19 protein-coding genes and 2 pseudogenes are annotated in these 23,663 nt (G+C 63.2%); 10 read left to right on the top strand and 11 right to left on the bottom strand.

Translation table 11 applies throughout. The annotated features are described in order from the left end of the window. The first annotated feature begins 285 nt into the window (after positions 1-285). Complete coding sequence (locus tag RLEG4DRAFT_RS19685; protein WP_003579305.1) at positions 286-3,531, top strand: adenylate/guanylate cyclase domain-containing protein; 3,246 nt, start codon at positions 286-288, stop codon at positions 3,529-3,531. A 72-nt stretch (positions 3,532-3,603) separates the two neighbouring features. Further along, positions 3,604-4,284, top strand: coding sequence for a peroxiredoxin-like family protein (locus tag RLEG4DRAFT_RS19680; RefSeq protein ID WP_003579304.1), 681 nt, complete (start codon positions 3,604-3,606; stop codon positions 4,282-4,284). 15 nt (positions 4,285-4,299) lie between these two features. Here the strand turns inward: RLEG4DRAFT_RS19680 and RLEG4DRAFT_RS47110 are convergent, their stop codons facing one another. Next, positions 4,300-4,869, bottom strand: a complete 570-nt coding sequence (locus RLEG4DRAFT_RS47110; protein WP_245277972.1) for a LysR substrate-binding domain-containing protein — start codon at positions 4,867-4,869, stop codon at positions 4,300-4,302. Positions 4,870-5,078: 209 nt separating this feature from the next. Continuing rightward, positions 5,079-5,210, bottom strand: a pseudogene (locus RLEG4DRAFT_RS47105) (LysR family transcriptional regulator); the annotation flags it as partial. 104 nt (positions 5,211-5,314) lie between these two features. On the opposite strand from RLEG4DRAFT_RS47105, the pseudogene RLEG4DRAFT_RS19670 reads away from it, so the two are divergent. From RLEG4DRAFT_RS19670 to RLEG4DRAFT_RS19655, 4 genes and pseudogenes are all read left to right on the top strand, one after another. Beyond that, positions 5,315-6,056: pseudogene (locus tag RLEG4DRAFT_RS19670) on the top strand (SDR family oxidoreductase). Positions 6,057-6,058: 2 nt separating this feature from the next. Continuing rightward, positions 6,059-6,763, top strand: a complete 705-nt coding sequence (locus RLEG4DRAFT_RS19665) for a cupin domain-containing protein (RefSeq protein WP_003579301.1) — start codon at positions 6,059-6,061, stop codon at positions 6,761-6,763. Further along, positions 6,760-7,863: a flavin monoamine oxidase family protein gene (locus tag RLEG4DRAFT_RS19660; RefSeq protein ID WP_003579299.1), complete on the top strand. Its 1,104-nt coding sequence runs from the start codon at positions 6,760-6,762 to the stop codon at positions 7,861-7,863. The genes RLEG4DRAFT_RS19665 and RLEG4DRAFT_RS19660 overlap by 4 nt, the downstream gene beginning before the upstream one ends. After that, positions 7,860-9,083 carry an MFS transporter gene (locus RLEG4DRAFT_RS19655; RefSeq protein WP_003579296.1) on the top strand — a complete coding sequence of 408 codons (1,224 nt, stop codon included), beginning with the start codon at positions 7,860-7,862 and terminating at the stop codon, positions 9,081-9,083. The genes RLEG4DRAFT_RS19660 and RLEG4DRAFT_RS19655 overlap by 4 nt, the downstream gene beginning before the upstream one ends. A gap of 36 nt (positions 9,084-9,119) precedes the next feature. Here RLEG4DRAFT_RS19655 and RLEG4DRAFT_RS19650 read toward each other — a convergent pair whose 3' ends face one another. Continuing rightward, complete coding sequence (locus tag RLEG4DRAFT_RS19650) at positions 9,120-10,628, bottom strand: winged helix-turn-helix domain-containing tetratricopeptide repeat protein (protein WP_003579295.1); 1,509 nt, start codon at positions 10,626-10,628, stop codon at positions 9,120-9,122. A gap of 80 nt (positions 10,629-10,708) precedes the next feature. Continuing rightward, positions 10,709-11,620, bottom strand: coding sequence for an agmatinase (locus tag RLEG4DRAFT_RS19645; RefSeq protein ID WP_003579293.1), 912 nt, complete (start codon positions 11,618-11,620; stop codon positions 10,709-10,711). Between the two features lie 133 nt (positions 11,621-11,753). Between RLEG4DRAFT_RS19645 and RLEG4DRAFT_RS19640 the strand changes: the two genes are divergently transcribed. Beyond that, entirely contained in the window at positions 11,754-12,920 is a 1,167-nt protein-coding gene (locus RLEG4DRAFT_RS19640; RefSeq protein WP_003579292.1) for an MFS transporter, read from the top strand. Between the two features lie 74 nt (positions 12,921-12,994). On the opposite strand, the gene RLEG4DRAFT_RS19635 is transcribed toward RLEG4DRAFT_RS19640, so the two are convergent. Next, a complete protein-coding gene (locus tag RLEG4DRAFT_RS19635; protein WP_003579291.1) occupies positions 12,995-15,838 on the bottom strand; it encodes a M16 family metallopeptidase in 2,844 nt (947 codons plus the stop codon). A gap of 195 nt (positions 15,839-16,033) precedes the next feature. On the opposite strand from RLEG4DRAFT_RS19635, the gene RLEG4DRAFT_RS19630 reads away from it, so the two are divergent. Next, entirely contained in the window at positions 16,034-17,002 is a 969-nt protein-coding gene (locus RLEG4DRAFT_RS19630) for a substrate-binding domain-containing protein (RefSeq protein WP_003579290.1), read from the top strand. A 67-nt stretch (positions 17,003-17,069) separates the two neighbouring features. Here RLEG4DRAFT_RS19630 and RLEG4DRAFT_RS19625 read toward each other — a convergent pair whose 3' ends face one another. The 6 genes from RLEG4DRAFT_RS19625 to RLEG4DRAFT_RS19600 form a co-directional block, all read right to left on the bottom strand. Next, entirely contained in the window at positions 17,070-18,335 is a 1,266-nt protein-coding gene (locus RLEG4DRAFT_RS19625) for an ABC transporter substrate-binding protein (RefSeq protein ID WP_003579289.1), read from the bottom strand. Positions 18,336-18,361: 26 nt separating this feature from the next. After that, positions 18,362-19,198, bottom strand: a complete 837-nt coding sequence (locus RLEG4DRAFT_RS19620) for a carbohydrate ABC transporter permease (RefSeq protein WP_003579288.1) — start codon at positions 19,196-19,198, stop codon at positions 18,362-18,364. Beyond that, the gene (locus tag RLEG4DRAFT_RS19615) at positions 19,195-20,118 is read right to left on the bottom strand and encodes a carbohydrate ABC transporter permease (RefSeq protein WP_003579287.1); all 924 of its coding nucleotides are present in this window, start codon (positions 20,116-20,118) and stop codon (positions 19,195-19,197) included. Before RLEG4DRAFT_RS19615 ends, RLEG4DRAFT_RS19620 begins: the two co-directional genes overlap by 4 nt. After that, complete coding sequence (locus RLEG4DRAFT_RS19610; RefSeq protein WP_003579286.1) at positions 20,111-21,334, bottom strand: ABC transporter ATP-binding protein; 1,224 nt, start codon at positions 21,332-21,334, stop codon at positions 20,111-20,113. The genes RLEG4DRAFT_RS19615 and RLEG4DRAFT_RS19610 overlap by 8 nt, the downstream gene beginning before the upstream one ends. Then, positions 21,331-22,161, bottom strand: a complete 831-nt coding sequence (locus RLEG4DRAFT_RS19605) for a metallophosphoesterase family protein (RefSeq protein ID WP_003579285.1) — start codon at positions 22,159-22,161, stop codon at positions 21,331-21,333. The genes RLEG4DRAFT_RS19610 and RLEG4DRAFT_RS19605 overlap by 4 nt, the downstream gene beginning before the upstream one ends. Positions 22,162-22,356: 195 nt before the next feature. Next, the gene (locus RLEG4DRAFT_RS19600; RefSeq protein ID WP_003579284.1) at positions 22,357-22,752 is read right to left on the bottom strand and encodes a hypothetical protein; all 396 of its coding nucleotides are present in this window, start codon (positions 22,750-22,752) and stop codon (positions 22,357-22,359) included. Between the two features lie 167 nt (positions 22,753-22,919). On the opposite strand from RLEG4DRAFT_RS19600, the gene RLEG4DRAFT_RS19595 reads away from it, so the two are divergent. Both RLEG4DRAFT_RS19595 and RLEG4DRAFT_RS19590 read left to right on the top strand, forming a co-directional pair. Further along, positions 22,920-23,222 carry a hypothetical protein gene (locus RLEG4DRAFT_RS19595; protein WP_003579283.1) on the top strand — a complete coding sequence of 101 codons (303 nt, stop codon included), beginning with the start codon at positions 22,920-22,922 and terminating at the stop codon, positions 23,220-23,222. A gap of 138 nt (positions 23,223-23,360) precedes the next feature. After that, a complete protein-coding gene (locus RLEG4DRAFT_RS19590; protein ID WP_003579282.1) occupies positions 23,361-23,549 on the top strand; it encodes a hypothetical protein in 189 nt (62 codons plus the stop codon). The last annotated feature ends 114 nt before the right edge of the window (positions 23,550-23,663 follow it).

The raw sequence follows: 23,663 nt of genomic DNA, 5'->3' as shown, positions 1-23,663 counted from the left end.
CTCCATGAGGAGTTCGCAGGCTCGCGCTTTTGCGTTCAATCCGCCTTGATCTTCGTCAACGCGAAATATCATTTGCCCGAGGCACCTCTCCGGACACGAACTGCTTTCCGCCCTGCACCGGCGTCAGGTAACCAAGGCAGTGGCGCTCTCGGAAGCGGCAGCGTACGGGCCGTTCTGTTTAGGGCTTGCAGGCCCCACGCGGCAGGTTCATGCTGGCCCCGTTTAAAGCCCGCTGGTTGCGGTCGAAATCGCCGTGACACATCAGGCCTTCGTGGGACGCGTGCGATGGAGTGCGCCGGCTGCGGTTTCGATATTCAGAGCGGTTTTGCTTTCTGTCCGCGATGCGGCGCAAGGCAGCCTCTCTCCTGCGCTGCTTGCGGCTGCGTCTGTCAGCCGGATTTTGCCTTCTGCCCGAGATGCGGTGCGTCGATCTCAGGCAAAGCCCCGCCGGCGCTGAAGCCAAGCGTCGAGGTGGTGCCGCAGAAATCAGACAGCGATGCCGACCGGCGGCCCGTGACGGTGCTCTTTGCCGATCTCTGCGGCTTCACGACGTTGAGCGAGCAGATCGACCCCGAAATCATGCGGGTGCTGCAGAACGAATTGTTCGAGGAGATGACGCAGGCGGTGGAAGCCTATGGCGGATTCGTCGACAAATTCGTCGGCGATGCGCTGCTGGCGCTGTTCGGCGCGCCGGTCGCCCATGAAGACGATCCGGTCCGGGCGCTCGGGGCCGCGCTCGATATGATCCGTCGGGCCACCGAGGTCGGCGAGCGCTGGAACGCCCGCGCCGGCGTCCCGCTGCGTCTGCATATCGGCATCAATAGCGGACCCGTCGTAACCGGCGGCTTTGGTGCCGTCAGCACCAAATCCTATTCGGTGACCGGCGACACGGTGAACACTGCCCAGCGGCTGCAATCGATGGCGGGCGAAAACGATATCCTCGTCGGACCGCTGACCTATCGTCTCACCCGCCATGCCTTTGCCTTCGACAGTCTGGGGGCGCAGGCGTTGCGCGGGAAAAGCGGAAACGTCCTCGTCCATCGGCTGACAGGGCTGCTGGAAGCGCCGCATACGGCGCGCGGGCTCGAAAGTTTCGGCCTTCAGGCGCCGATGATCGGGCGGGATGCAGAGTTGTCGCGGCTGCTGACCTGCCTCGATCTCGCCTGCGGCGGCGCGGCCCAACTCGTCCGCCTGATCGGCGAAGCCGGTATCGGCAAGTCACGGCTTGCCGACGAATTCGTGGCGATCGCCGGCACTGCTGCCCGCTTCCAGGGCCTTGCCATCCGCAAGGCAACCTGCTCGCCACTCGGCGAACAATCCTACGGCACGCTTGCCGCGGTCGTCCGCAGCGCTTACGGCATCGGCGAGCGGGATGATCTCGACCGGACACGGCAACTGCTGACAACGGGGTTCCGCGCGCTCGATCTCACCCAGGAGGATGTCGAGGGGCTTTTGCCGCTGTTTCAGCATGTTCTTGGCCTCGGTGATCCCGATGGCGCGTTGCGGCACATCGAGCCGGAGCAGCTGCGGCGACAGATCTTCTATGCGGTGCGCACGGTCTTCGAGCGGCGGCTGGCGCAAAGTCCGCTGCTGCTCGTCATCGAGGATCTGCACTGGGCGGACGCCGCCTCGCTTGAAGTGCTTCGCTTCATGATGGATCGGCTGGAGCGAAGCCGGCTGATGCTGCTGGCGATCTACCGGCCGACATCGCAGACCGACCCGCTGAACTCCGATCGCGTCAACGTCACCGTACAACGTCTTGAACCGCTCTTTGCGGCCGATGGGCAGAAGCTGCTCGCTGCCTTTTTCGGCGAGGGTCACGGCAAACTGCCGGTCACGATGCGCAAACGCATCCTCGACCGGGCCGGCGGCAATCCGCTGTTCATCGAAGAAATCCTCCGGGTCCTGATCGACATGGGCACGTTGCACAATGATGGTCAGCGCTGGCATCTCGCCGCCGAAGACACGGATGTCGATATCCCGGTCAATCTGCAGGCGCTGTTGCTCGCCCGCGTCGATCGTCTGCCGCAAGAGATGAGACGCTTGGCGCAGGAAGCAGCGGTCGTCGGGCCGAAATTCGATACCGCCCTGCTCCGCACCGTCGCCACCGACCCGGCCGCCGTCGATGCGGCGCTGGATTATCTCTGCGATGCCGACATCATCGAGGAATTGCGCGGTCCGGATGCCGGGGGCGCCCCAGGCTATCGCTTCAGCCAGACCCTGATGCACGACGTCATCTATCATAATCTGCTGCTGCAACGGCGCATGGAGTTGCATCTGCGGATCGGCCGGGTTCTGGAACGCCAATATGGCCTGGCACCGGAGCGGCCCGAGCATCTGGCGCAGCTCGGCCATCACTTCAGCCTGACCACCGAAAAGGCCAAGGGCGCCGGCTATCTGATGGCTGCGGGCGATCTGGCGCGCAAGACCTACGCCAATGACGATGCCATGCGCCTTTACCGCCAGGCCCTTGCGGCCTTCGCAAACGAGCCGGAGGCGACGGCAGAGCAATTGGCGCTGATGGAGCGTCTTGGCGATCTCTGCGCTCCTGCCGGCCGCCGCGACGATGCCTTGAACCACTATCAGCAGGCGCTCGCGATCCATCGCGCCAAAGACGACCGGATCGCCGCAGCGAGGATATTGCGAAAGACCGGCCGACTGCATCTCGATGCAGGACGCCGCGACCAGGCGGAGACACATTGCGCGGCGGCCGAGGCGATGATCGCGACAATCGATGCGCCGGTCGAACATGCGCATCTCTTGCAGGAGCGCGGCCATCTGGCCTTCCGCATGGGCGATCAGGCTGCCGCCGCCGAGTGGGCGACCCAGGCGCTGCAATGCCTGCAAACGCTGCCGATCGACGGAACCACCGAGGCCGGGCGGGAGGCGGCGCGGGCGATGGCGGAGGCTTTGAATACCAAGGGTGCAGCGCTGGCGCGGCTCGGACGCCGCCGCGATGCCGTGCAGGAAGTCGAGCGCAGCCTTTCGGTCGCCGAAAAGGCCGATCTGCAAAGTGCGGCGTGCCGCGCCTATTCCAATCTCGGCGTGCTCTACACGATCGTCGATCCGGCGAGTGCCATCAAGATCTGCCGGCGTGGGCTGGAGGTGGCAACCCGCATCGGCGATCTCGGCTTCCAGGCGCGCCTTCTCGCCAATCTCGCGGTTTCCTGCTGCACCTTTACCGATCGCTGCGCAGCCGAAGGTGTGCCGGCAGCGGAGAAGGCCGTCGAAATCGACCGGGCGCTCGACCAGCGCGACCATCTCTCGGTGCCGTTGATCGTCCTCGGGCAGATTCATCAATGCCACGGACAGCCAAACCTAGCCCGTAAGTATTACGAGGAAGCCCTTGAGGTTGCAAAGGAAATTGACGAACCGCAATTGCTCTTTCCGTGTTATGATGGCTTGGCGACGCTGAGCCTCGAGCATGACAACATGGACGAGGCGGAACGGTATTTCACGCTGGCTCAGGATGTGTGCATCCGCCACAACCTCGATCCAGGCACACTTGTGGTCTTGCCGTTTCTCGACTGACCTTCCTCTCAGCGCAACTCTCTGAGATCGGTTAGTTAAATCAAGTCAAATAGATAAAGGGAGGAACTAAACATGCAGGAGAACCACTCGGAAAGACCGTTGCAGCCTGGAGATCGGGCGCCGAACGTGGTGCTGGACGCAATCACCCGCCAGGGCAAGATCGCCATCGATGATTTTCGCGGCCAGAGGCCGGTGCTCGTCGGCTTGTTCCGCGGACTGCATTGCCCCTTCTGCCGCCGGCAGATCGCCGCCATGGCTGAACTGACCGATGCATTGCAGGAAAAAGGCATCGATAGCCTGACCGTCGTGAATACCCCGATCGAGCGCGCGCGCCTCTATTTCCGCTACCATCCGCTTCCCAATCTTCTGGCTGCATCCGACCCGGAACGGGTCTCGCACAAGGCCTTCGGCCTGCCGAATCTTCAGTTCACGGAAGCCGAGAACGACTGGCCGTACAAAGTCAGCATGAGCGCCGTGACCTCGATGCGTATCGACATGCCGGGTGAGCTCCCCGAGCCCATGGATGTGATGGCGGCGGTGGACTATCTCGACAAGGCCGATGGTTATGAATTCACCGAGGATGACACGCAGATGATCGCGACCGGTCATGGCCAGCTTGTCGGCGAATTCCTGCTCGATCGCGATGGTGTCGTGCGTTGGTGTTTCACCGAAGTCGAGGACGGTGGCCGTCATATGTTCGGCGGTCCCGCCCCCCGCGAAGTGATGTCGGCTGCGTCGAATATGGCTGTTTGAGGCGGAGGCCTGACATCATCCTGATTTGGGACGGGAAGCCAGCCAATCGTGAAATGCTGCAATCTCGTATCGACGCAACGCCTTTGGCGCGGCGACGATGTAGTACGCCCACTTCACCGGCCAGCGAACGTCCGGCAACAGATGAACCAGCCTGCCGCTGTCGAGCTCCTGTGCCACGAGCGCCCTGCGCACCAGCGCGACGCCCCTCGCCGCGACTGCGGCCTGGATCACTGCGGCCGTGGAATTGATCTTCAGCCCGCGTTCCGATGGAACCTGGTTTGCACCGGATCTGCCCAGCCATTCGGCCCATGTCGGAAAGTCGCCACCCGGATGCGGCGTGCCGTCGTGGATCAGCGTCTGTTCGACGATCCAACCGGCAGTCACCTCCCGATCCACCGGCAGCAGCCGATTATGGCAAACCGCGATAATCTCCTCGCTCATGAGGAAGGTCGATTTCACACCCTTCCAGGAACCAAGACCGCAGCGTATCCCGACATCGGCCTCGCCCTGGGCCAGATCGATGACCCTGTCCGACACATCAAGCCGGACATCGATCGTCGGATAATTCGTCGAGAAGTCGTCCAATCTTGCAAGCAACCAGTTGGCGACCAATGCCGGGGCGCCGTCACCACCACAACCGACCGGGCCTTTCTACCGCGGAGCTTCCGCAACCCCGTTTCGAGAAGATCGAGTCCTCGGGCAATATCATCCAACGCGTCCTGGGCTTCGTCGACGGGCGTCAGCCGTTCGGCGCCGGAGCGGCTTCTCCGGAAAAGCGGATAGCCGACCCAATCCTCCAGCGAACGGACGAGCTGGCCGACGGCAGGAGGCGTGACATCCAGCTCGGCTGCCGCTCCGACAAAGCTGCCATGCCGCGCGGAAGCCTCCAGCGCCTGCAGGGACTTCAATCTGGTCAGGTCTCTCATCTCGCCCACGACAAAGTTTTTCTTTCTTTGCGGTATGCCCGGTTTTCCTCGCCAATGCAATCTCGTGCGCTACCCTGGAGGAAGGACAAAGAGGTTTTAGGATGATGTTTCAGGGAAAGACGGCGTTGATCACCGGCGGCTCGAGCGGGATCGGTCTCGCGGCGGCAAGGCAGTTGCGCGATGGCGGTGCGCCGGTGGCCATTGCCGGCCTCGCAGGAGAAGCTCGACAACGCCGTGGATGATTTGGGCGGCGGTGTCGTTGCGATCCGTGCCGATATGTCCTCGCTTGATGATCTGAAGCGGATGCGAACAGAGCTTCAGGACGCGTTCGGATCGCTGGACGTTCTGTTCGCAAACGCGGGCGTGGCGCTCGCTACACCGCTCGCGACGGCTGACGAGGAGACCTATGATAAGATCATGGATGCGAACGTGAAGGGCGTCTTCTTCACCGTGCAGGCTGTCCTGCCGTTGATGCGCGAGGGCGGCTCGATCATCCTCAACACCTCCTGGCTGAACCAGGTCGGCACGCCAGGACGGGCGATCCTTTCCGCTTCGAAGGCGGCCGTTCGCTCCTTCGCGCGGACGATGTCGGCCGAACTGCTCGACCGCAAGATCCGGGTGAATGCCGTGAGCCCCGGTTCGATCGAGACACCTATTCACCGCGGAAAGAACCAGACCGAGGAAGAGTTTCGCGCCTATGCGGAGCGGGTCGGCGCACAGGTGCCGATCGGGCGCATGGGCAGGCCGGAGGAGATCGCAGCCGCCGTTCTGTTCCTTGCCAGCGACGCGTCGAGCTATATGCTCGGTGCGGAGATCGTCGTCGACGGCGGCAGATCGGAGCTTTGACCATGTTGCTCAATGACGACTTCTCCCGGCGCGCCCTTGTCCATGCCGGCCGGCTCGAATGGATGCCGAGCCCCGCGAAGGGCGTGGATCGGCGCATGCTGTTCCGCATCGGCGACGAAAAGGCCCGCGCCACCTCGATCGTGCGCTATGCCGCCGGCAGCCGGTTCCCGCATCACGAACATCCAGGCGGCGAAGAGTTTCTCGTTCTGGACGGCGTCTTTCAGGACGAGAGCGGCGACTTCCCGGCCGGCAGCTACATCAGAAACCCTCCCGGAACCGGGCACGCACCCGGAAGCGACGACGGATGCGTGATCTTCGTCAAGCTCTGGCAGTTCAAGAAAAGCGACCGGGAACGGATCGTCCGCCTGCCCGGCGAAGGCCGGAGCGGCGAGCCTGGCAGCGCAGCAACGTCGTCGAGAACCCTCTTCGATGGAGCAGACGAGCGTGTGATGCTCGAGGACTGGCAGGCACACGCCGACATCGAGCTGGCCAATCCCCAGGGGCTTGAGCTGCTGGTGATCGATGGCTCCCTTACTGAGGCCGGCGATATACTTGAACGCTGGACCTGGCTGCGCCTTCCCCAGGGCCAAATGTTCCGCGCACGGGTCGGCGATCGTGGCGCAAAGGTCTGGTACAAGTCGGCCCCTCTCCTTCACGCCGACGTTCTAGCCTTCGACCAGGCTGGAGATAGAGGACCGACGAGATGAAAGCTTGCACCGTAGCCGTCGTCGGCGGCGGCCTCGCCGGGCTTTATGCGGCACGCGCCCTCTACGCTTCGGGGATCGATGTGATCGTCCTCGAAGCACGGGATCGGCTGGGCGGCCGCATCCTGACCGCCGATGAAGCCGGCATGGCGGCGGAAGACGGCTTCGACCTCGGCCCATCCTGGTACTGGCCGCAGATGCAGCCGCCGATGGAGACGCTGATCGGCGAACTCGGTCTCCATTCCTTCGCGCAGAACAGCGAGGGCGCCGTGGTTTTCGAAAGAATGTCGCGGGAGACGCCGCAGCGCTATCTGCCGGCGATGCAGGAACAGCAGTCGATGCGGCTTTCCGGCGGCACGGCATCGGTCGTGCGCGCATTGGCGCGCGAGATACCCGTCGATCGAATACACCTTGATGCAACGGTTACGGCGATGGCCCTTTCCGACGCCGGGATCGAGCTCACGGTGAAGAGAAGCCAGGGGAGCATCGGCATCCTTCAGGCGGAGCAGGTTGTCGCCGCACTGCCGCCCCGGCTGCTGGAAGCGACGGTGAGTTTCAGCCCCGAACAGGATTCGGCAACCGCCGCTCGGTGGCGCGACACCGCGACCTGGATGGCTCCGCACGCGAAGTTCTTCGCCATTTACGACGAACCATTCTGGCGAACAGCCGGACTGTCCGGCACCGCGCAGAGCATGGTGGGGCCACTGGTGGAAATCCATGACGCAACGACCGCCTCCGGCAAGGCCGCTCTCTTCGGCTTCCCAGGCGTCGGCGCCGATCAGCGCGCCGCGCTTGGCGAGGAGATGTTGAAACAAGCTTGCCTGGCACAGCTCTCCAGGCTGTTCGGTTCCGGCGCCCTCGCGCCGCGGGCGGTTCTGCTGAAGGACTGGGCTGCCGATCCGCTGACAGCCACCGCCGCCGATCGTGTGGGCGGCGGGCATCCGCTGCCGGGTAGCTCGCAATGGGTGTCTGGCCTGTGGAAGGACCGCCTCATCCTGGCGGGAAGCGAGACAAGCCCTTTCGAACCTGGTTATCTGGCCGGTGCAGTCGTCGCTGCCGGTCGCGCGGTCGCCGACATCCTGTCGAAGATGGACTCCAGATGAACGTCATGCATCAAGCCTCGGCCGACCCGGGAACCGCAAAGCGCAACTCCTGGGTCCTGACGGTTGCGCAGGCCTTCGGTGGCGCCAATGCTCCGATCATCGTTTCGCTGGGCGGTCTGGTCGGGCAGCATCTGTCGACCGATCCCGATCTGGTCACGCTTCCCGTCAGCCTTCTCAGCCTTGGGCTGGCACTCGGGACCCTGCCTGCCGCCTGGGTGATGCGTCGGTTCGGACGCAAGCCAGGATATCTGTTGGGCGCGGTGATCGGCGTGGTTTCGGGCCTGGTCGCTGCGCTTGGGATCGTGCTCTCCAACTTCCTGGTCTTCTGTCTCGGCACCTGTCTGGCAGGCTTCTATTCCTCCTATGTACAGAGCTACCGGTTCGCCGCGACCGACCACACCACCGGGGCGCAGGGCCAGAAGGCGATCGCCCGCGTGATGGTCGGCGGCCTGATCGCCGCGATCATCGGCCCGCAACTGGTGATCTGGACGCGCGACGCGCTTCCGGGAACGCCCTTTGCCGGAAGCTTCGTCAGCCAGGCCGCGCTTGCCGGATTGGCGTTTCCGGTGCTGCTCATGCTTCGCACATCGACACCGCGGGCGGCGCATGCTTCGGAAAGCGCCGCGGAGCCGCCGCTCGTCCAGATCCTGACATCGCCGCGCTATCTCCTCGCCATCGCAACCGGTGTCGTGTCCTACGGGCTGATGACCTTTGTCATGACCGCGTCACCGATCGCCATGGTCGGGCATGGTCACTCGATCGACCAGGCCGCATTGGGGATCCAATGGCATATTCTCGCCATGTATGCCCCGAGCTTCGTCACCGGCCGCCTGATGGTGCGCTTCGGCAAGGAACGGGTCGCGGCCGTCGGTCTGCTTCTCATCGGCTGCTCGGCGGCCGTCGCGCTCTCCGGCTTCGACATCGCCCATTTCTGGCTCTCGCTGGTTCTGCTCGGGATCGGCTGGAACTTCGGCTTCATCGGTGCGACCGCCATGGTGGCCGACTGCCACACGCCGGCCGAACGCAGCAAGGTGCAGGGCGCAAACGACTTCATGGTCTTTGGCACGGTCGCCTGCGCATCCTTCTCGGCCGGCTCGCTTCTCCACAGCTCCGGCTGGGAGACGATCAACTGGATCGTGCTTCCGGCGGCCGCCTTAGTGCTGGTTCCGCTGGTCTGGCGGGCGGCGCGGCCCATCGCCGGCGCTCTTCAAATTATCTGACGGCCGCGCTGCCTGAAGCGGGTTACGCCATGGCCATCACTCGGGAAGACCGGCCTTACGGTAGCCATCGACGAAATGCTCGCGCGTTCGAGCGTCACGGAATGGCTCGGTCTCTGCCCAGTGATGGGTGGAGAAATGGGGGTTGGCGACGAGGAAGAGATCGGTCTCGGCGCGCGCCTCGTCGAGCCGCCCCAGCTGGGCAAGGCTTGCCGCCAGGAAACGGCGGGAGCTGGTGCGATAGGTCTCGTCGCGGCGCAGCGTCTCGACTGCAGCTTGGTAATCGCCGGCCGCGTACTGCGCCTGGCCGAGCGCCAGATAGTACCAGCTTGCCGGAAACGGGTTCAGCCGGAACGCTTTGCGAATGTGTTCGAGCCCCTGCCCGACCCGGCCGGCAAGGACGGTGATGTCGGATAACGCCGCAAAAGTATCGGCCTCGTTCGGGTCGAGCTCGATCGCCTTGGCGAATTCCGCATCCGCTTCGGCGAAGTCGCGCTCATAAGCAAGCAGGTAAGCCAGGACCCAACGGCAGCCGGCGTCGTTGGGATCGATCGCGACAGCCCGGCGCGCCAGTTCTAAAGCAAGGCTGCGCGTGGATTGTGTCGGTCCGCCGCTATGGACCCATCCCATCCAATGGTTCATGGCCAGCCAGCGATAGGCCTCGGCATAATCGGGGTCGAGGGAGACGGCGCGCGTCAGCATCAGATGCGCTTCCTCAGCCGCCTGCGGGGAATCATCCATCAGCCTGCGCGCCCGCACGCAGAGATCGTAAGCCTCTATGCTGCTTGGCCGATTGAGCGGCGGCGCTGTGCGCAGCCGGCCGAGCAGCGCCTCGACGATCCTCTCCGTCACCTCGTCCTGCACCGCAAAGATATCGTCGAGGCTGCGATCGAAGCGTTCCGCCCATAGGTGATCGCCGCTAACGGCGTCGATCAGCTTAGCATTGATGCGGACCCGTCCTGCGGCGCGTCGGGCGCTGCCTTCGAGCAGGTAACGCACCCCGAGTTCCTCGGCGATCTCTCGCATGTCAACCGCCTTCCCCTTGTAGGAAAAAGCCGAGTTGCGGGCGATGACGAACAAGCCCGGCATCCTGGAAAGGTCGGTGATCAGATCTTCGGTCAGGCCATCGGCGAAGAATTCCTGCTCGACATCGTTGCTGATATTGGCGAAGGGCAGCACAGCAATGGATGGCCTGTCGGGCAGCGGCAAAGCTTTCGGCTTGACGGCGCCGAGCCGATGCAGGGCGCCGGTAAAGCGGTAGCCGACGCGTGGAACTGTCGATATCCATTCGCCGCCGCCGGCAGTCGGGCCGAGCAGCTTGCGCAGCTGCGCGATCTGGACGGTGAGGTTGCCTTCCTCGACCGCCCGGCCGGGCCAGGCAGCGTCCATCAGCTCGGCTTTGCCGAGGATTTCGCCGGGCCGGCCGACAAGCGTCGCAAGCAGCTTCAGCCCGCGATGGCCGACGGCAACGGGATCGTCATTCCGAAGCAACGTTCCCGCAGCCGGATCAAGCACGAACGGACCAAAGGCAAAACGCGATCCCTGCATGGGCGTATTCTAGAGTCTTTAAAGCTTGGATCAAACTGTTCGTCCGTGACCCCATGGACGGCTTGCTGCGAGAAAGAGGATCAAACCTGCCGGACGATGGCGCCGATCACGTTGACGAGAAGCCGCGCCGCCGTCAGGGCCGACAGGCCGCCGATTTCAGCGGGAGGATAGAGTTCGACAAGGTCGAATCCCGCAATCCGCGCCCGCCTGCCGAGGCCGGCGATCAGATCGATCAGCTGCGTGTAGGTCAGGCCACCAGGGGTGCGCGCCGCCACGCCCGGCATGATGCCGGGATCGATGCTGTCGCAATCGAGGGTGACGACGACCTGCGCTCCTTCCGGAATATGCTGGAGTGCGGCTTCGACGCCCCGGGCATGAACCTCGCGAGCGGTCACAAGGCAGCTGCCGTAGCGCTGCGCCGCTTCCATATCGGAGATGCGCGCGCTGCCGACGCCGCGCAGGCCGACCTGCACGATGCCGGCGACATGCAGCATCTCGCTCGCCCGGCGCATCGGACTTGAATAGCCGTAGCGTTCGCCATGCACCTCGTCGCGCCAGTCGATATGAGCGTCGATCTGCAGAACCCTGACCGGCCCTTGCGCCGCAAAGCCGGCAAGGAAAGGAATGGTCACGGAACAGTCGCCGCCGAGCAGGATCGGTATGGCCGGCGATGAGAGAATCTCGCGGGTCTTCGCCTCGATCCGGGCCCGGTTGCCAGCATTGTCGTGCATGGTCGTCTCGATATCGCCCACGTCGATGCATGAGATCGGCTTGCCATCGAACAGCGGCCCGCCGAGATCGAAATCCCAGTGCTCGACGAGCCCGGCATCATCCTGGCTTGCAGCACGAATGGCGCCGGAGGCCAAGGCATAACCGCTGCTATCCTTGCCGGGATAGGTGCTGCCGTGGGCGGCGGCGAAAATCACCGCGCGGGGCAAACGGTCATCGGCGAGGCGATTGGGAAGGCCGAGAAAAGTGGGCGAGGCGGTCATTTCCTGATGGTCCTGGGTTCGATCTTGACCTGTTTAGCCCCTTTGGAAATTTTTGAGAACTTTTTGGGAGAGCTTAATTACGGCGCCCGCCACATCCCGCAGAATTCATCCTCTTCGAACCGAGGACATCTGCATGAGTGCCGAAAACATCCTATCACCGAGGGAAGCCCACATCCGATGGGCGGCGATGGCGGGGATCATCGCGACCGTTACTGTATTCGCCGTGGCGCAGGGTCTGACCTATCCGCTGCTGAGCTTCATCCTGCAGCGGCAGGCAACGACCTCCGGCCTGATCGGCCTGTCGGCGGCGATGACGCCGCTGGGTTTCATTGTATCGGCGCCCTTCATTCCGGCGCTGTCGCGGCGCCTGGGCGGGGCGCGGCTGGCCATTCTGTGTTCGATCCTGGCCGCCCTCACCCTGATAGCGATTGGCTGGATACAGAATGTTTGGGCCTGGATGCCGCTGCGCTTGCTGCTCGGCGTCTTCGCCAATCCGCTCTATGTGATCAGCGAGACCTGGCTGATCTCGATCACGCCGGCGGCGCGGCGCGGTCGCATCATGGGCCTTTATTCGTCAACCGTTTCGGCAGGCTTTGCCATCGGTCCGCTGTCGCTCGGCCTCACCGGCACGCAGGGCTGGCCGCCCTTCGTGGCCGGTATCGCGGCCTTTTTCGCCTGCGGCTTCATCGTGGCTGCCGTTGCGCCACGCGTGCCAAAGATGCCTGCTGAAGGCGAGGCAACATCGCTCGGCGGCTTTTTTGTGCTGGCGCCGCTGCTGCTGTTTGCTGTTTTCACAGCTGCCGCCTTCGAGCAGATCCTGCTTTCCCTCTTTGCAGTGTATGGCGCGGCACTCGGCAGCGCCGAGGGGCGGATCGCTTCGCTCATCACCTGTTTCATCGCCGGCAATGCCGCGATGCAGATCTTGCTCGGCCGCATCGCCGAACGGTTCGGCTCGAGACGGGCCATGTCATTCTGCGTGTTGGCTTGCCTTGCCGGTTGCCTGCTGCTGCCTTTGGTCTTCAATGCATGGCTGATCTGGCCACTGATCTTCGTCTGGGGCGGGGTCTCATTCGGGATCTACACCATGTCCCTGATCCAGCTCGGCGAGCGTTTCACCGGCCAGACCCTGATTGCCGGCAACGCCGCCTTCGCCTTCGCATGGGGCGTCGGCGGCATAGCGGGCTCGCCCGCTGCAGGACCGGCGATGCAGCTGATCGGACATCAGGGGTTGCCGATGTCCCTTGGCCTGCTCAGCTGTGTCCTGGCGGTGTTTCTAATGGCAGAGAGACGGCGGGCCTGACCGCGGCATTTTTCCTGTGCTCAGAGTAGACCTCCGTTTGCTGGCGACGGTTCAACACATACCATTCAAAACACCTATCTTACCGCCGCCGGCAGCACTTCGAATTTCCAGAATTTTTCCGGGCTGAAATAGGTCGCGGCAAATTCGCGGATATCCCCGGCGGTGACCTTGTCGTAGCTGCTGAGATTGTCGCGTATCCGGTTCAAACGGCGCTCATCCGTCTGAGCGCCGCGCAGATATTCAAGCCAATATTCGTTGCTCTGCCGCTGATGCTTCAGTGTCTCGATGATCGGTTCCCGGGCGCGCGCGAACTCGTCCGGAGAGACGTCATGCGACCCGAGGTCATTGGCAATCTCGTCGACAAGCGCATAGAAGCGCGCGATCTTTGCCGGCTCCGTCTCGACGTAGAACAATGCGTAGCCATAGCCGGGGATTTCCCGTGACAGGTTCGCGTCACCCTCCAGGGCGTAGCTTGCGCCTTCCGCAATACGAAACTGGTCGATCAGCCTGTTCTGGAAAATCTGGGTAGCGATATTGGCGGTGAACGACCGCGGCAGATCGGAGAGCAAATCGCCGATCGGAGCCCCGAAGCCGGCGGCGGCGTTATCCGCCCTGCCGCTATGGGTCAGCAAGACGGGCGTCTTGTTCACCGCCGGAAAACGTACGTCACCCCAATCCTTGCTCGCCACTGCCTCGGGCCGCGGCGGCAAAGCGCCGAAGGTTTCAGCTGTCATCCGGATGGCGTCATCCACCGTGACGTCGCCGACAATGGTGATGTCGATCGGGCCGTTGGAAACCATAGGCCGGAACAGCGCCTCGAAATCGGCCGGCTTGGCGGCGGACAACTCAGCGCGATCAGGGAAGGTCCAGCGCCGATCGCCGGAATGCACCAGACCTCCGAAATCACGACTGACAACCCCGCCGGGGGTCGACTGATACTGATCAAGGCCGCTCAAAAGGGCCTTCTGCACCCGCTTGAATGCCTCGGGGCGATAGGCGGGATCGGAGGTGTATGCCGCCATCAGCTGCAATTGCGTTGCAAGATCTTCCGTCCGCGTGCGACCGTCGAACTTGAAGGAGCTGTCGCCGACCGAGAAGTCGATGCCGACGATGTTGGCCGTCAGCGCTTTCTGTATATCCTGGTAGTCCATCGCCTTCACGCCGGACAGCGCGACGGCCGGAGATGCCCAGATCGGCACGGGACGGTCCTGCGGCAGGTCCAGCCGGCCGCGGCCGATATCTTCGCGCACCAGCACTTCGTTGGCGCGCAGCTTGGTCGGCTTGACGGTCAGCCGGACGCCGTTGGAAAAGCGCACCATGGTCAAGCCGAGATCGTCGACGGCGCGGCGTTCGACCACGGCGCCCGGCTCGCCGAAATGGGTGTAGGGCCAGGCGACGTCGGCTGCACCGGATGATGCCGAGACGGTAATAGCCTTTGAAGCATCATAGACTTGCCGAACCGTGTCGGCTTCCCCCTGCGGTGCTTGGGCCGTCTGCAGCACGACCTGCGGACCGTTGCCGGAGAAAGCATGCCGCAGGGCCTGATTGACCTCGGCCGCGGTGACGCCGTTGGTTATCGTCTCGAACAGCGAAAGGTCTTCGGCGGGCGACGTGAAGACCTGATTGTCATCGACGCTACTCGCCAGCATGGAAGCGATGTCGGTAGTCGTGCGCGTCGCGGCTCCAGCCGCAGCAGCCTGAACGAACGCGCGATATTCGAGGATTTCGCGATCGAGTTCAGCCTGCGCAACGCCGAACTCCTGGATGCGCCGCTGTTCCTGGTCGATGGTCGTGAGCGCCGCCTGCCATTTATCCGGCTCGGAATTCGCCACAATCAGGACGATATGAGCGGAATCAAGAAGATCCTGGGAGCCGGCGACCGCACTGATGAAAGGGGCATCCGCCTTGCTGGCAATGGTGCTCAGCCGGCGTTTGAGCACCAAAAGGCCGAGATCTTCGATCAGCTGCGTGCGGCGCTTGGCAAACGTGTCGGGCGCGGCGTCGTAGGGACGCGTCCAGGCGATCTGTACGCTGGTCATGCCGCCGGGAACGACGAGGACGTCGGCGTTTTCGCCTTTCGTCTCCAACGTGCCCAGATCCGGTTTTGTCGGTGTCGGACCCACGGCCTTCCAGTCGCCGAAGCGCTGCCGGATTTGGGCTTCCATGGCCGCCGGGTCGATATCGCCCACCACCATCAGCGTCGCCCGCTCGGGCCGGTAATTGGCCCGGTAATAATCGCGGACGAGGTCTACTGGCGCCTTGCTGATGATATCGGTTTTGCCGATCGGCGCGCGCATGGTCGCACGCCGGCCGGCGAGCAACGAATTCATGATTCCGAGCCCGGCGCGATATTGCGGCGTGTCGCGCAGCCGCTCTTCCGAAAGGATGACGCCGCGTTCGCGATCGAAGGCGCCGGCATCGAGGGTCAGCTCGCTTGCCGTCTCCCGCATCAGCATCAGGCCCGTCGAAACCGTGTCGGCATCGACCTCGGGAAGATCGAGCGAATAGACAGTCTCGTCATAAGAGGTATGGGCGTTGGTATCAGGCCCAAAGGCCAGGCCCTTGCGCTGCAGGATGCGGATGATCTCCCCCTCGGCGACATGCGTCGAACCCTTGAAGGCCATGTGCTCGAGAAAATGCGCCAGGCCCTGCTGGTTGTCGTTTTCCTCAAGCGAGCCGGAGCCGATGCGAAAGCGGATCGCTGCCTGCCCGGGTGGCGTGGCATTGCGCATGATCGCAAACCGCATTCCATTGGCGAGCGTGCCGAAATGGAGGTTGGTGTCGGCTTTAAGGTCGCTTTGCGTTTGTGGCCAGGGCGTGGACAGGGTGTCCGCAGAGGCCGACGACGCGAAGCTTGCGACAAGGGCGACCGTCGCGAGAAACCGCCAGGCGGCGGAGCATTCCATTTTGTGAGGCATTCTTGTCCAGGGATGAGCTTGAAGGGGGGATCGCGCTGATCTGACTATTCCACAGGTTGCATTTTTCTTCAACTTCCATGTGTATGACCGGACGAGAAGCGAAACCTCCGACTCGCCGCTTTACCCACTGTCAGACCATTGTCATCGAAGCCTCCTAAGGGATTGCGCCTTATCTGTCACCAGGAGACGTTTTCGATGGCGACATTGCAGCAGGTCGCATTCCGGGCCGGATGCTCGCTGGCGACGGCAAGCCGGGTTCTCAACCGCAATGGACCGGCGAGCGACCTGATGGTGCGCAAGGTGCGCCGCGCGGCCGCTGAACTCGGTTATCACTCCGCCGGGCGGCTCGGGCGCAGGCCGGTGGTCGGCGTGCTGATCCCGAGCATCACCAATCCGGTCTTTGCCTCGTCGCTGTCGAGCATCCAGAACCGCATGCTGGTGGCCGGCCATGGCGTCTTGATCGCCCAGTCGAATTACGATCCGGCGCGCGAGGCCGATGCCGTCGCAGCCCTTCTGAACGATCGGCCGACCGGGCTGATCCTGACCGTCTGCGATCCTTCGACCAGCGAGGCGTTGCTCGCCAGGCTGCCGCCGACCGTGCTGCTCAACAACCTGCCGACCGCGCAATTTCCGGCCGCCGTCACCGCCGACAATCGCGGCGCCGGCCGCGAGATCACCACCTTCCTGATCGGCATGGGCCATCGCCGCATTCTCTTCCTCTCCGGCAATTTCGCCGCTTCCGACCGGGCGCGGCTTCGATACCGGGGTTATCTCGACGCTATGGCCGAAAATGGACTGACATCGCTCGAGGCCGTAGAGATCCCCTTCGTCGGCGGTTATGACCAGCTCGATCTCGGCACGGCGATGACCTCGCTATCGCCGACGGCGATCATCGCCTCCAACGACCTTCTGGCGCTCGGCGTCATTGGCGCGCTGAAGCGCGAGGGGCTGTCAGTGCCGGGGGATGTTTCGGTCGCCGGCTTCGACGGCATCGCCATCGGCCGGCTGATCGATCCGCCGCTGACCACAATCGAAATGCCGGATGCCAGCATGGGAGCGACGGCCGCCTCGCTGCTGCTCGATATGGCGGAGAATGCCGCCCCTGCCCGCCATCTCGATGTCGCCTATACACTTCGCCGTGGCGGCACGGTGCGCGCCATCTGAAGCTTCGAAACAAAAAGACCGCCACTCGGCGTGACGGCCCTACCCACTTCCCTGATGGAGGAGATTATCAGCTGCGCGGCAGCATGCCCTCGACGTCGGCGGCTGCGTCGTCAAGTGCTTCCTTCGGCTCGGCCGACTGGTCGACGATGCGCGAGAGGTTGTCGACGATCGTCTGGGTAACCTTGACGCCATTCGAGCCCGGGAAGGCATACCAGGGGATCATCACCGGCATCTGGCTGAGGCCTGCCTGGAACAGCGGGTTCTGCTTGTAGAAATCGCCGAGATATTCCGGCGACTTGGCGGCAAGCTCGTTGTTCGGGACATAGCCGGTGCCGGGCACGACGACCGAGGCGCCGTAACGGCCGGCGGCGAATTTGGCGAACTTCCAGGCTGCATCCTGCTTGGCGGCGTCATGCGTCAGGATGACGACGGCATTGCCACCTGTGGGAAGACGGCCGTTGATCGGGTCGATCAGCGGGATCTTAGCGGTGCGCAGATCGAATTTATCGCCGACATTCTTGATCGTGTTGCGCAAAGCGCCTGTTGTCTGGAATTCGAAACCGACCTTGCCGGCCGCGAAGGCCTGTTCGCCGGCCGCCTTGGTGAAAACAGGCATGCCGCCCTCGGTGGCCAGGCGATGCAGGACCTCGACGGCCTTTTCGCCTTCCGGGCCGTTGAAGGCGACCTTGCTTTCATCTTCGCTCAGCATCCTGCCGCCGGCGCCGAAGAGCAGTGCGGAGAACATCCAATCATCGCCCTGCCAGCGGAAATCGATGCCGTCGACGCCATTGCCGAGCGCCTTGATCTTACCGCCGAGCGCGATGACCTCATCCCAGGTCTTCGGCGGGTTGTCGGGATTGCCGCCGGCCGCCTTCACCAGATCGGCGTTGTAATACATGATCGGATTGGAGGTCGCGAAAGCCAGGCCCACCTGTTTGCCCTTGACCTGGGCAAGCTTGAGGATGGTGTCGGAGAAGCCCTGCTCGGCCATGTTGCCGTCCTTCTGGACGAGCGGACCGAGGTCGACGGCGACGTCGCGTTCGTCGAGCATGCGCAGGCGGTTCAGGCCAATGAAGGTGATGTCCGGCATTTCGCTGGTGCCGACCTGGCGAAGGATCGTCTGGATACCTTCTTCGTAGGTTGCCGACGGGCTGGCGAACTGGATCTTGATATCAGGATTTTCTTCCATGAACTTCTTCGAGATCGTGTCCATCACGTCCTTGAAGAAGCCCGGCATCGGGTAATGAACCGTCAGCGTCGTCTCGGCCTGCGCGGGAAGCGCGACTGCCATCGATACGGCCGCTGCGGCGAGCAGCTGGGTAATAAGTTTCATCGCTCGTTCTCCTGAGTTGAAACCGGTCAGCCTTTGAGACCGGTCATGGTGATGCCTTCGACGAACCGCTTCTGCGCCAGCAGAAAGGCGACGACGAGGGGAAGGGTAATGATCAGGGTCGCCGCCATCAGCGCGCCGTAGTCGTCGCCGGCCTCGGCGGCGCGGAAATACATCAGCCCGAGCGGCGGCGTGGCGTAGTCCTGCTTGCTGATGACGATCAGCGGCCAGTAGAGATCGTTCCAATGGGCGACGACCGAGAAGATGGCAAAGGCAGTGACGGCCGGCCAGGCATTCGGCACGATGACCCGGGCGACGATACCGAGTTCCGACATGCCGTCGAGACGGGCCGCATGGATGAGATCATCCGGCATGGCGCGGAAGTACTGCAGGAACATGAAGATCGCGAAGACCGAGATGGTGAAGGGCGCCACCAGGGCGGCATAGCTGTTGAGCAGCGAGGCGCTGCTGAAGGCGACATAGAGCGGCAGTGCCGTCGCATGGATCGGCACCAGCAGACCGAGCATGACCAGCACCATCATGGCCCGCGCCGCGCCGAAGCGCAGCTTGGCCATGGCGTAGGCGCAGGGGATCGCCACCAGCACCTGGAAGAAGAAGATCAGCCCGCAGACGACGACGCCGTTCCACAACAGCCGCGCCATCGGCACCCGGCTCAGAGCCTTGGCGAAATTCTCGGCATAAGCGAGATGCGCCGGGATCAGCGACAGCGACGAGGTGAAGATGTCGCTCTGCGTCTTGCCGGCCGCCGAGATCATGAAGATGTAGGGCGACAGGAAGACGATCGCTCCGAGGCAAAGCAGGCTCAGGCGGATGACCCTGCCGAGGGAAAAAGCGCTGGCCATCATGTGTAATGCACCCGGCGGTCGAGAATGCGGTACTGCAGGAACATCAGCACCACGAGGATCAATAGAAACACTACGGTCATCGCCGAGGCGTAGCCGACGCGCAGATAGACGAAGCCCTCCTGGTAGATCGTGAAGAGCAACACTTCCGAGGCCTTGTTCGGACCGCCCTCCGTCAGGGTCTTGACCGTCTCGAAGACCTTGACCGCATTGGTGATGCTGATCGTGATGACGAAGAGCGTCGTCGGCCCGAGCATCGGCCAGGTCACCAGCAGGAAGCGGTCGAGCGCGGATTTCGCACCGTCGACCTCGGCGGCCGCATAAAGCTCACGCGGGATCGCCGTCAGCCCGGCCAGGAAAAGCACCATGTTGAAGCCGGCCGATTGCCAGACGCCGATGATCGACAGGCTGTAGAGCACCGTGCCGGAGCTGCCCAGCCAGTTCGGGCCGGGCAACCCGGCAAGCGCCAGCAGCGCATTGATCGGGCCGATCGTCGGGTGGAACATGTACTGCCAGACGGTTGCCATTGCGACGATGAGCGAGGCGACCGGCAGGAAATAGGCGGTGCGGAAGAAGCTGCGCGCCGCGGTCTCGCTCTCGATCAGCATGGCGATGCCGAGGCCGAGAAGGATCGAGACGGGTGCGACGATCGCCGTATAGACAGTGGTATTCCACAGCGACTTGCGAAAGGTGCGGTCGGTGATCAGGTGCGCATAATTCTCGAAACCGACGAAACGGAACTTGCCGTAACCGAGTTCGAAATCGGTGAAACCGAGGACGATGACCGCAGCAACCGGCAAAAGCACGAAGAGAAAAAGCAGGACGACCGCCGGCAGCACCAGCATCCAGGCGATGCGGGCCTCACTGCGCCGATGCGCAATGGCTGAATCCTGCGGCATGGCTACCGAGACGACACTAGCCATGCGCGCGCTCCCGTGCGGCATTGCTAAGAGCGAGCCCGGCATTGCTGGGAGCGAGCCCGGCATCAGCGGCGCTGAGCCCGGCATCGGCGTTTGCGAAGCCGGCCAGCCGGCTGCCGTCCTCGGCAAAGATCAGCGTACGGCCGGGCGACAACCGAAGCCCGATGGGATCGCCGGCCACAAGGCCAGCGGCTTCCGACGGCTGAACCTTGGCGATGACAGTTTCGCCGACCGCATCGAGCCGGCAATGTAGAATGACTTCGGACCCGAGGAACTCGGTGCGTTCGATATGGGCGGCAAGACCGTCATGCCGGTTCTTGGACAGAAAGACGAATTCGGGGCGGATGGCGAGCGTCACCGGCATCTTCCTGTCGGGCGCATTCTCAAGCGTCAGGCGCAAGCCGCCGAAAGCGATGGTCCCGCCTTCGGCCACAGCCGGGAGCAGATTGATGCGCGGCTGGCCGATGAAGCGGGCGACCTCGATATGGGCGGGATCGTCGTAGATCACCTCGGGGCTGGCGATCTGCAGCAGTCGGCCGCCCATCATCACGGCGACGCGGTCGGCCATCGACAACGCTTCCGCCTGGTCATGGGTGACATAGAGAGTCGGCACACCGGCGCGCCGATGCAGTTCGACGATCTCGCCGCGGGCATGGACGCGCAGGTTGGCGTCGAGATTGGACAGCGGTTCGTCCATCAGGAAGACGCTTGGCTGGCGCACCATCGCGCGGGCAAGCGCCACACGCTGACGCTGGCCGCCCGACATCTGGCCGGGTTTGCGGTCGAGAAGGTGGTCGATCTTCAGCGATGTCGCCATCTCTCGGACGTCGCGGGCGATCGCCGTGCGGGTGGCGCGCTGGCCCGGTATCAAAGATCCGACGAAAGGCAGCCGCTGCATTCTCGACAGCCGGCGCATCGCCAGCGGCACGGCGATATTCTGAGAGGCCGTCAGATGCGGATAGAGCGCGTAGGATTGGAAGACCATGGCGATGTTGCGGTCGGCGGCGGCCACGCCGGACATATTCTGGCCGCCGATCAGGATCTCGCCGCCGTCGGCGTGGTCAAGGCCGGAAAGGACGCGCAACAGCGTACTCTTGCCGCAGCCGGAGGGGCCGACCAACGCAATGAACTCGCCCGCCTCGACGTCGAGGCTGACGCCGTCGAGGATCTGGTTGCCGCCGAAAGCCTTGGTGATGCCGCGAAGCGAGAGCGCGCTCATTCGACGGGTTCCCGCTGCTTGACCGCCTGGGGATAGACCTCGTGCACGACATCGTCGAGCACATAAGCGGTCATGCCGGGAATGGCGACGATCTCGCTCTCGACCGACGTATCGAATTCGTGGACGACAGCGCCGATCAGGCGCTCGCCCGGCATCTCCCGTTCCATCTTGTCGATGATGAAGGCGGCCGACGGACCCCAGGTCAGCTGAGTATTGTTAAAACGTCCCTGCCAGGCCCAGTGAAGGTGGCCGCTGGCAAACAGCGCCACGTCATGGGCTGCTATCAGATCATAGAGCTGCTGGCGCTGAGCCGGACGAACGCTCCAATAGCCCGTATCGCCTTCATCGGGCGCATCGACGAACAAAGGCTTGTGGGCGAAAAGAGCCACCCGCCGCCCTGCCCTGTCTTCGAGCGCCTTGGCGAGCCATTCGAACTGGGCCTCTTCCTCCTCATCCTCATGCCCGAGCAGCAGCGAATTCAAGCCGATGAAGCGCCAGCCGGCGGCATCCTCCAGCCAGCGATCGTCACCGGCAAGGCTGCGCCAGCGGGCCAGCCGCTCGGTGTTGACGGGCTGGTCGGATCCCTTGAGATGGCCGACATCGTGATTGCCGGGGACGATCAGCATTGGGATCGACACCTGACGCATCAGATCCATCGAAAAGGTGATGTCCTCGTCCTTGTCGGCGCCGTCGACGGTGAGATCGCCGGTATGGACGATCAGGTCGGCGCCGGTCGCTTCGATCCAGGTCAGGAGCGGCGCCCAGTTGCCGTTGAAATGCGGCTTGTTGGGGCTGAAATGGGTGTCGGTGATCTGAATGATTTTCATGGGGGCGTCTCCGAGACCTGGGAAGCGCGTCGTGCGCACTCCCTTCTCGTGCCCTCTCTAGAAGGCTCCCATGTCAATCAGACACCTGATGTTTTCAGCTGTTTCTCAGTTTTGACATCCAACTGTCATGCGAGAAGAAGGCTGCCCGCGTGAACCGGGCAGCCTCTGTCTGCATTTGCAATAACAAGGGTGAGATCAGTGCCGTCGCGCGTTGGCGGGAATAGACGAAACCGTTGCCGAGACAGGGTCGCTTGCAGGAAAGCTGTCCTCGAGGCCTTCCTCGAGTTCCTCTTCCAGCGTTTCAGTGTCGTGGGTCGAACGTGCGCTCGGCTGGCCGATCAGGCCCTTGCTGCCCTCGTCGAAATTGCCGTTGCTCAAGGCATCGTAACGGTTGATGCTGCCATCCGCCTCACCGCCCGTAAAGCTGGTCAGCTGGACCATCATAACCTTGGCGTGGTCGACGGCCTTGGTATCGTCTAGTTCGCCGTGGGAGTTGTCGATCTTGACGGAGATCGATTCTCCTCCCTCGCCCAAGAATTCGACGGTGAAGATGTCGCCGGCCTGTGTCACTCGCGTATCGATCAATTGCATGGAAACCTCCTGCGTTCATCGACATCAACGGCAATCACGGTCCGTGAGTTCCATGGAAGCCTCGCAACGGGTGCAGAGCCGAGACGACGCTTCGGCACCGCATGCAGCACCACGCTGGAACAAAAAATGGAGGCGCGCGTTTATCGGCACTTCAACAGGTCGCATCCATGCCGAAATCCCTACCGTCCCCGCATGAGCAAGACTTGCTCGGCGATATCTCAACAGATCAGAAGCTCGTACTGATTTCGCGATATTCGCAAGCGCTCCGTAAGCTCGCACGCTCGGCCGAGGCAGTCGGGCGGGCCGACGTGCTGCCGGCGCTGATCCGGGTCGCGGACGGGCTGGAGAGCTTGGCAACCGAAATTGCCGAAACAGAGACGGGGGCGGAAGTGATGGTGCGCGCGGCGCGGCTAATCCGCACGACCGAGGGAATGCTCGCGTCGATGCCCCCGTCGTCAATCATCCATTGAACGTCCATCCAGCGTGAACGATCGGTCAACGGCGGCGTCGACCCCGGCACTTATGGTTAATTTATTAATAATTCACGGTTTATAGATGGGGTGTAACGGCCTTTCCGAATGTTGATGGTGCGCCGCGGAGGAACCCTGATGATCCTGAAAATCCTTGCCCCAAAGATCGAGGCCGATAACCATGACACCGGCACTTATGCCGATGGGATCTTTGCTGAAAACCGGATCGATCTGTCAGCTCGCCGCGACGGCCGCCGCCGCTCGCCGCATGAACGCGACTACGGTGCCCGCAGAAAACTGGAAAACCTGCCGGTCGGGTTTGCCTGAGCGCTGTGCGCACGCATTGCCTGCTGCCTTGCAAGGCGTGACCTGCGGTGTGTTGCAGCCTGCGAAAGACCAGGACGCCTGAGGCAGGCAGCACGGCATCGAGCGCTCCCGCCG

The organism is Rhizobium leguminosarum bv. trifolii WSM2297, from assembly GCF_000271845.1.
This window is presented reverse-complemented; position numbering and strand designations above follow the sequence as displayed.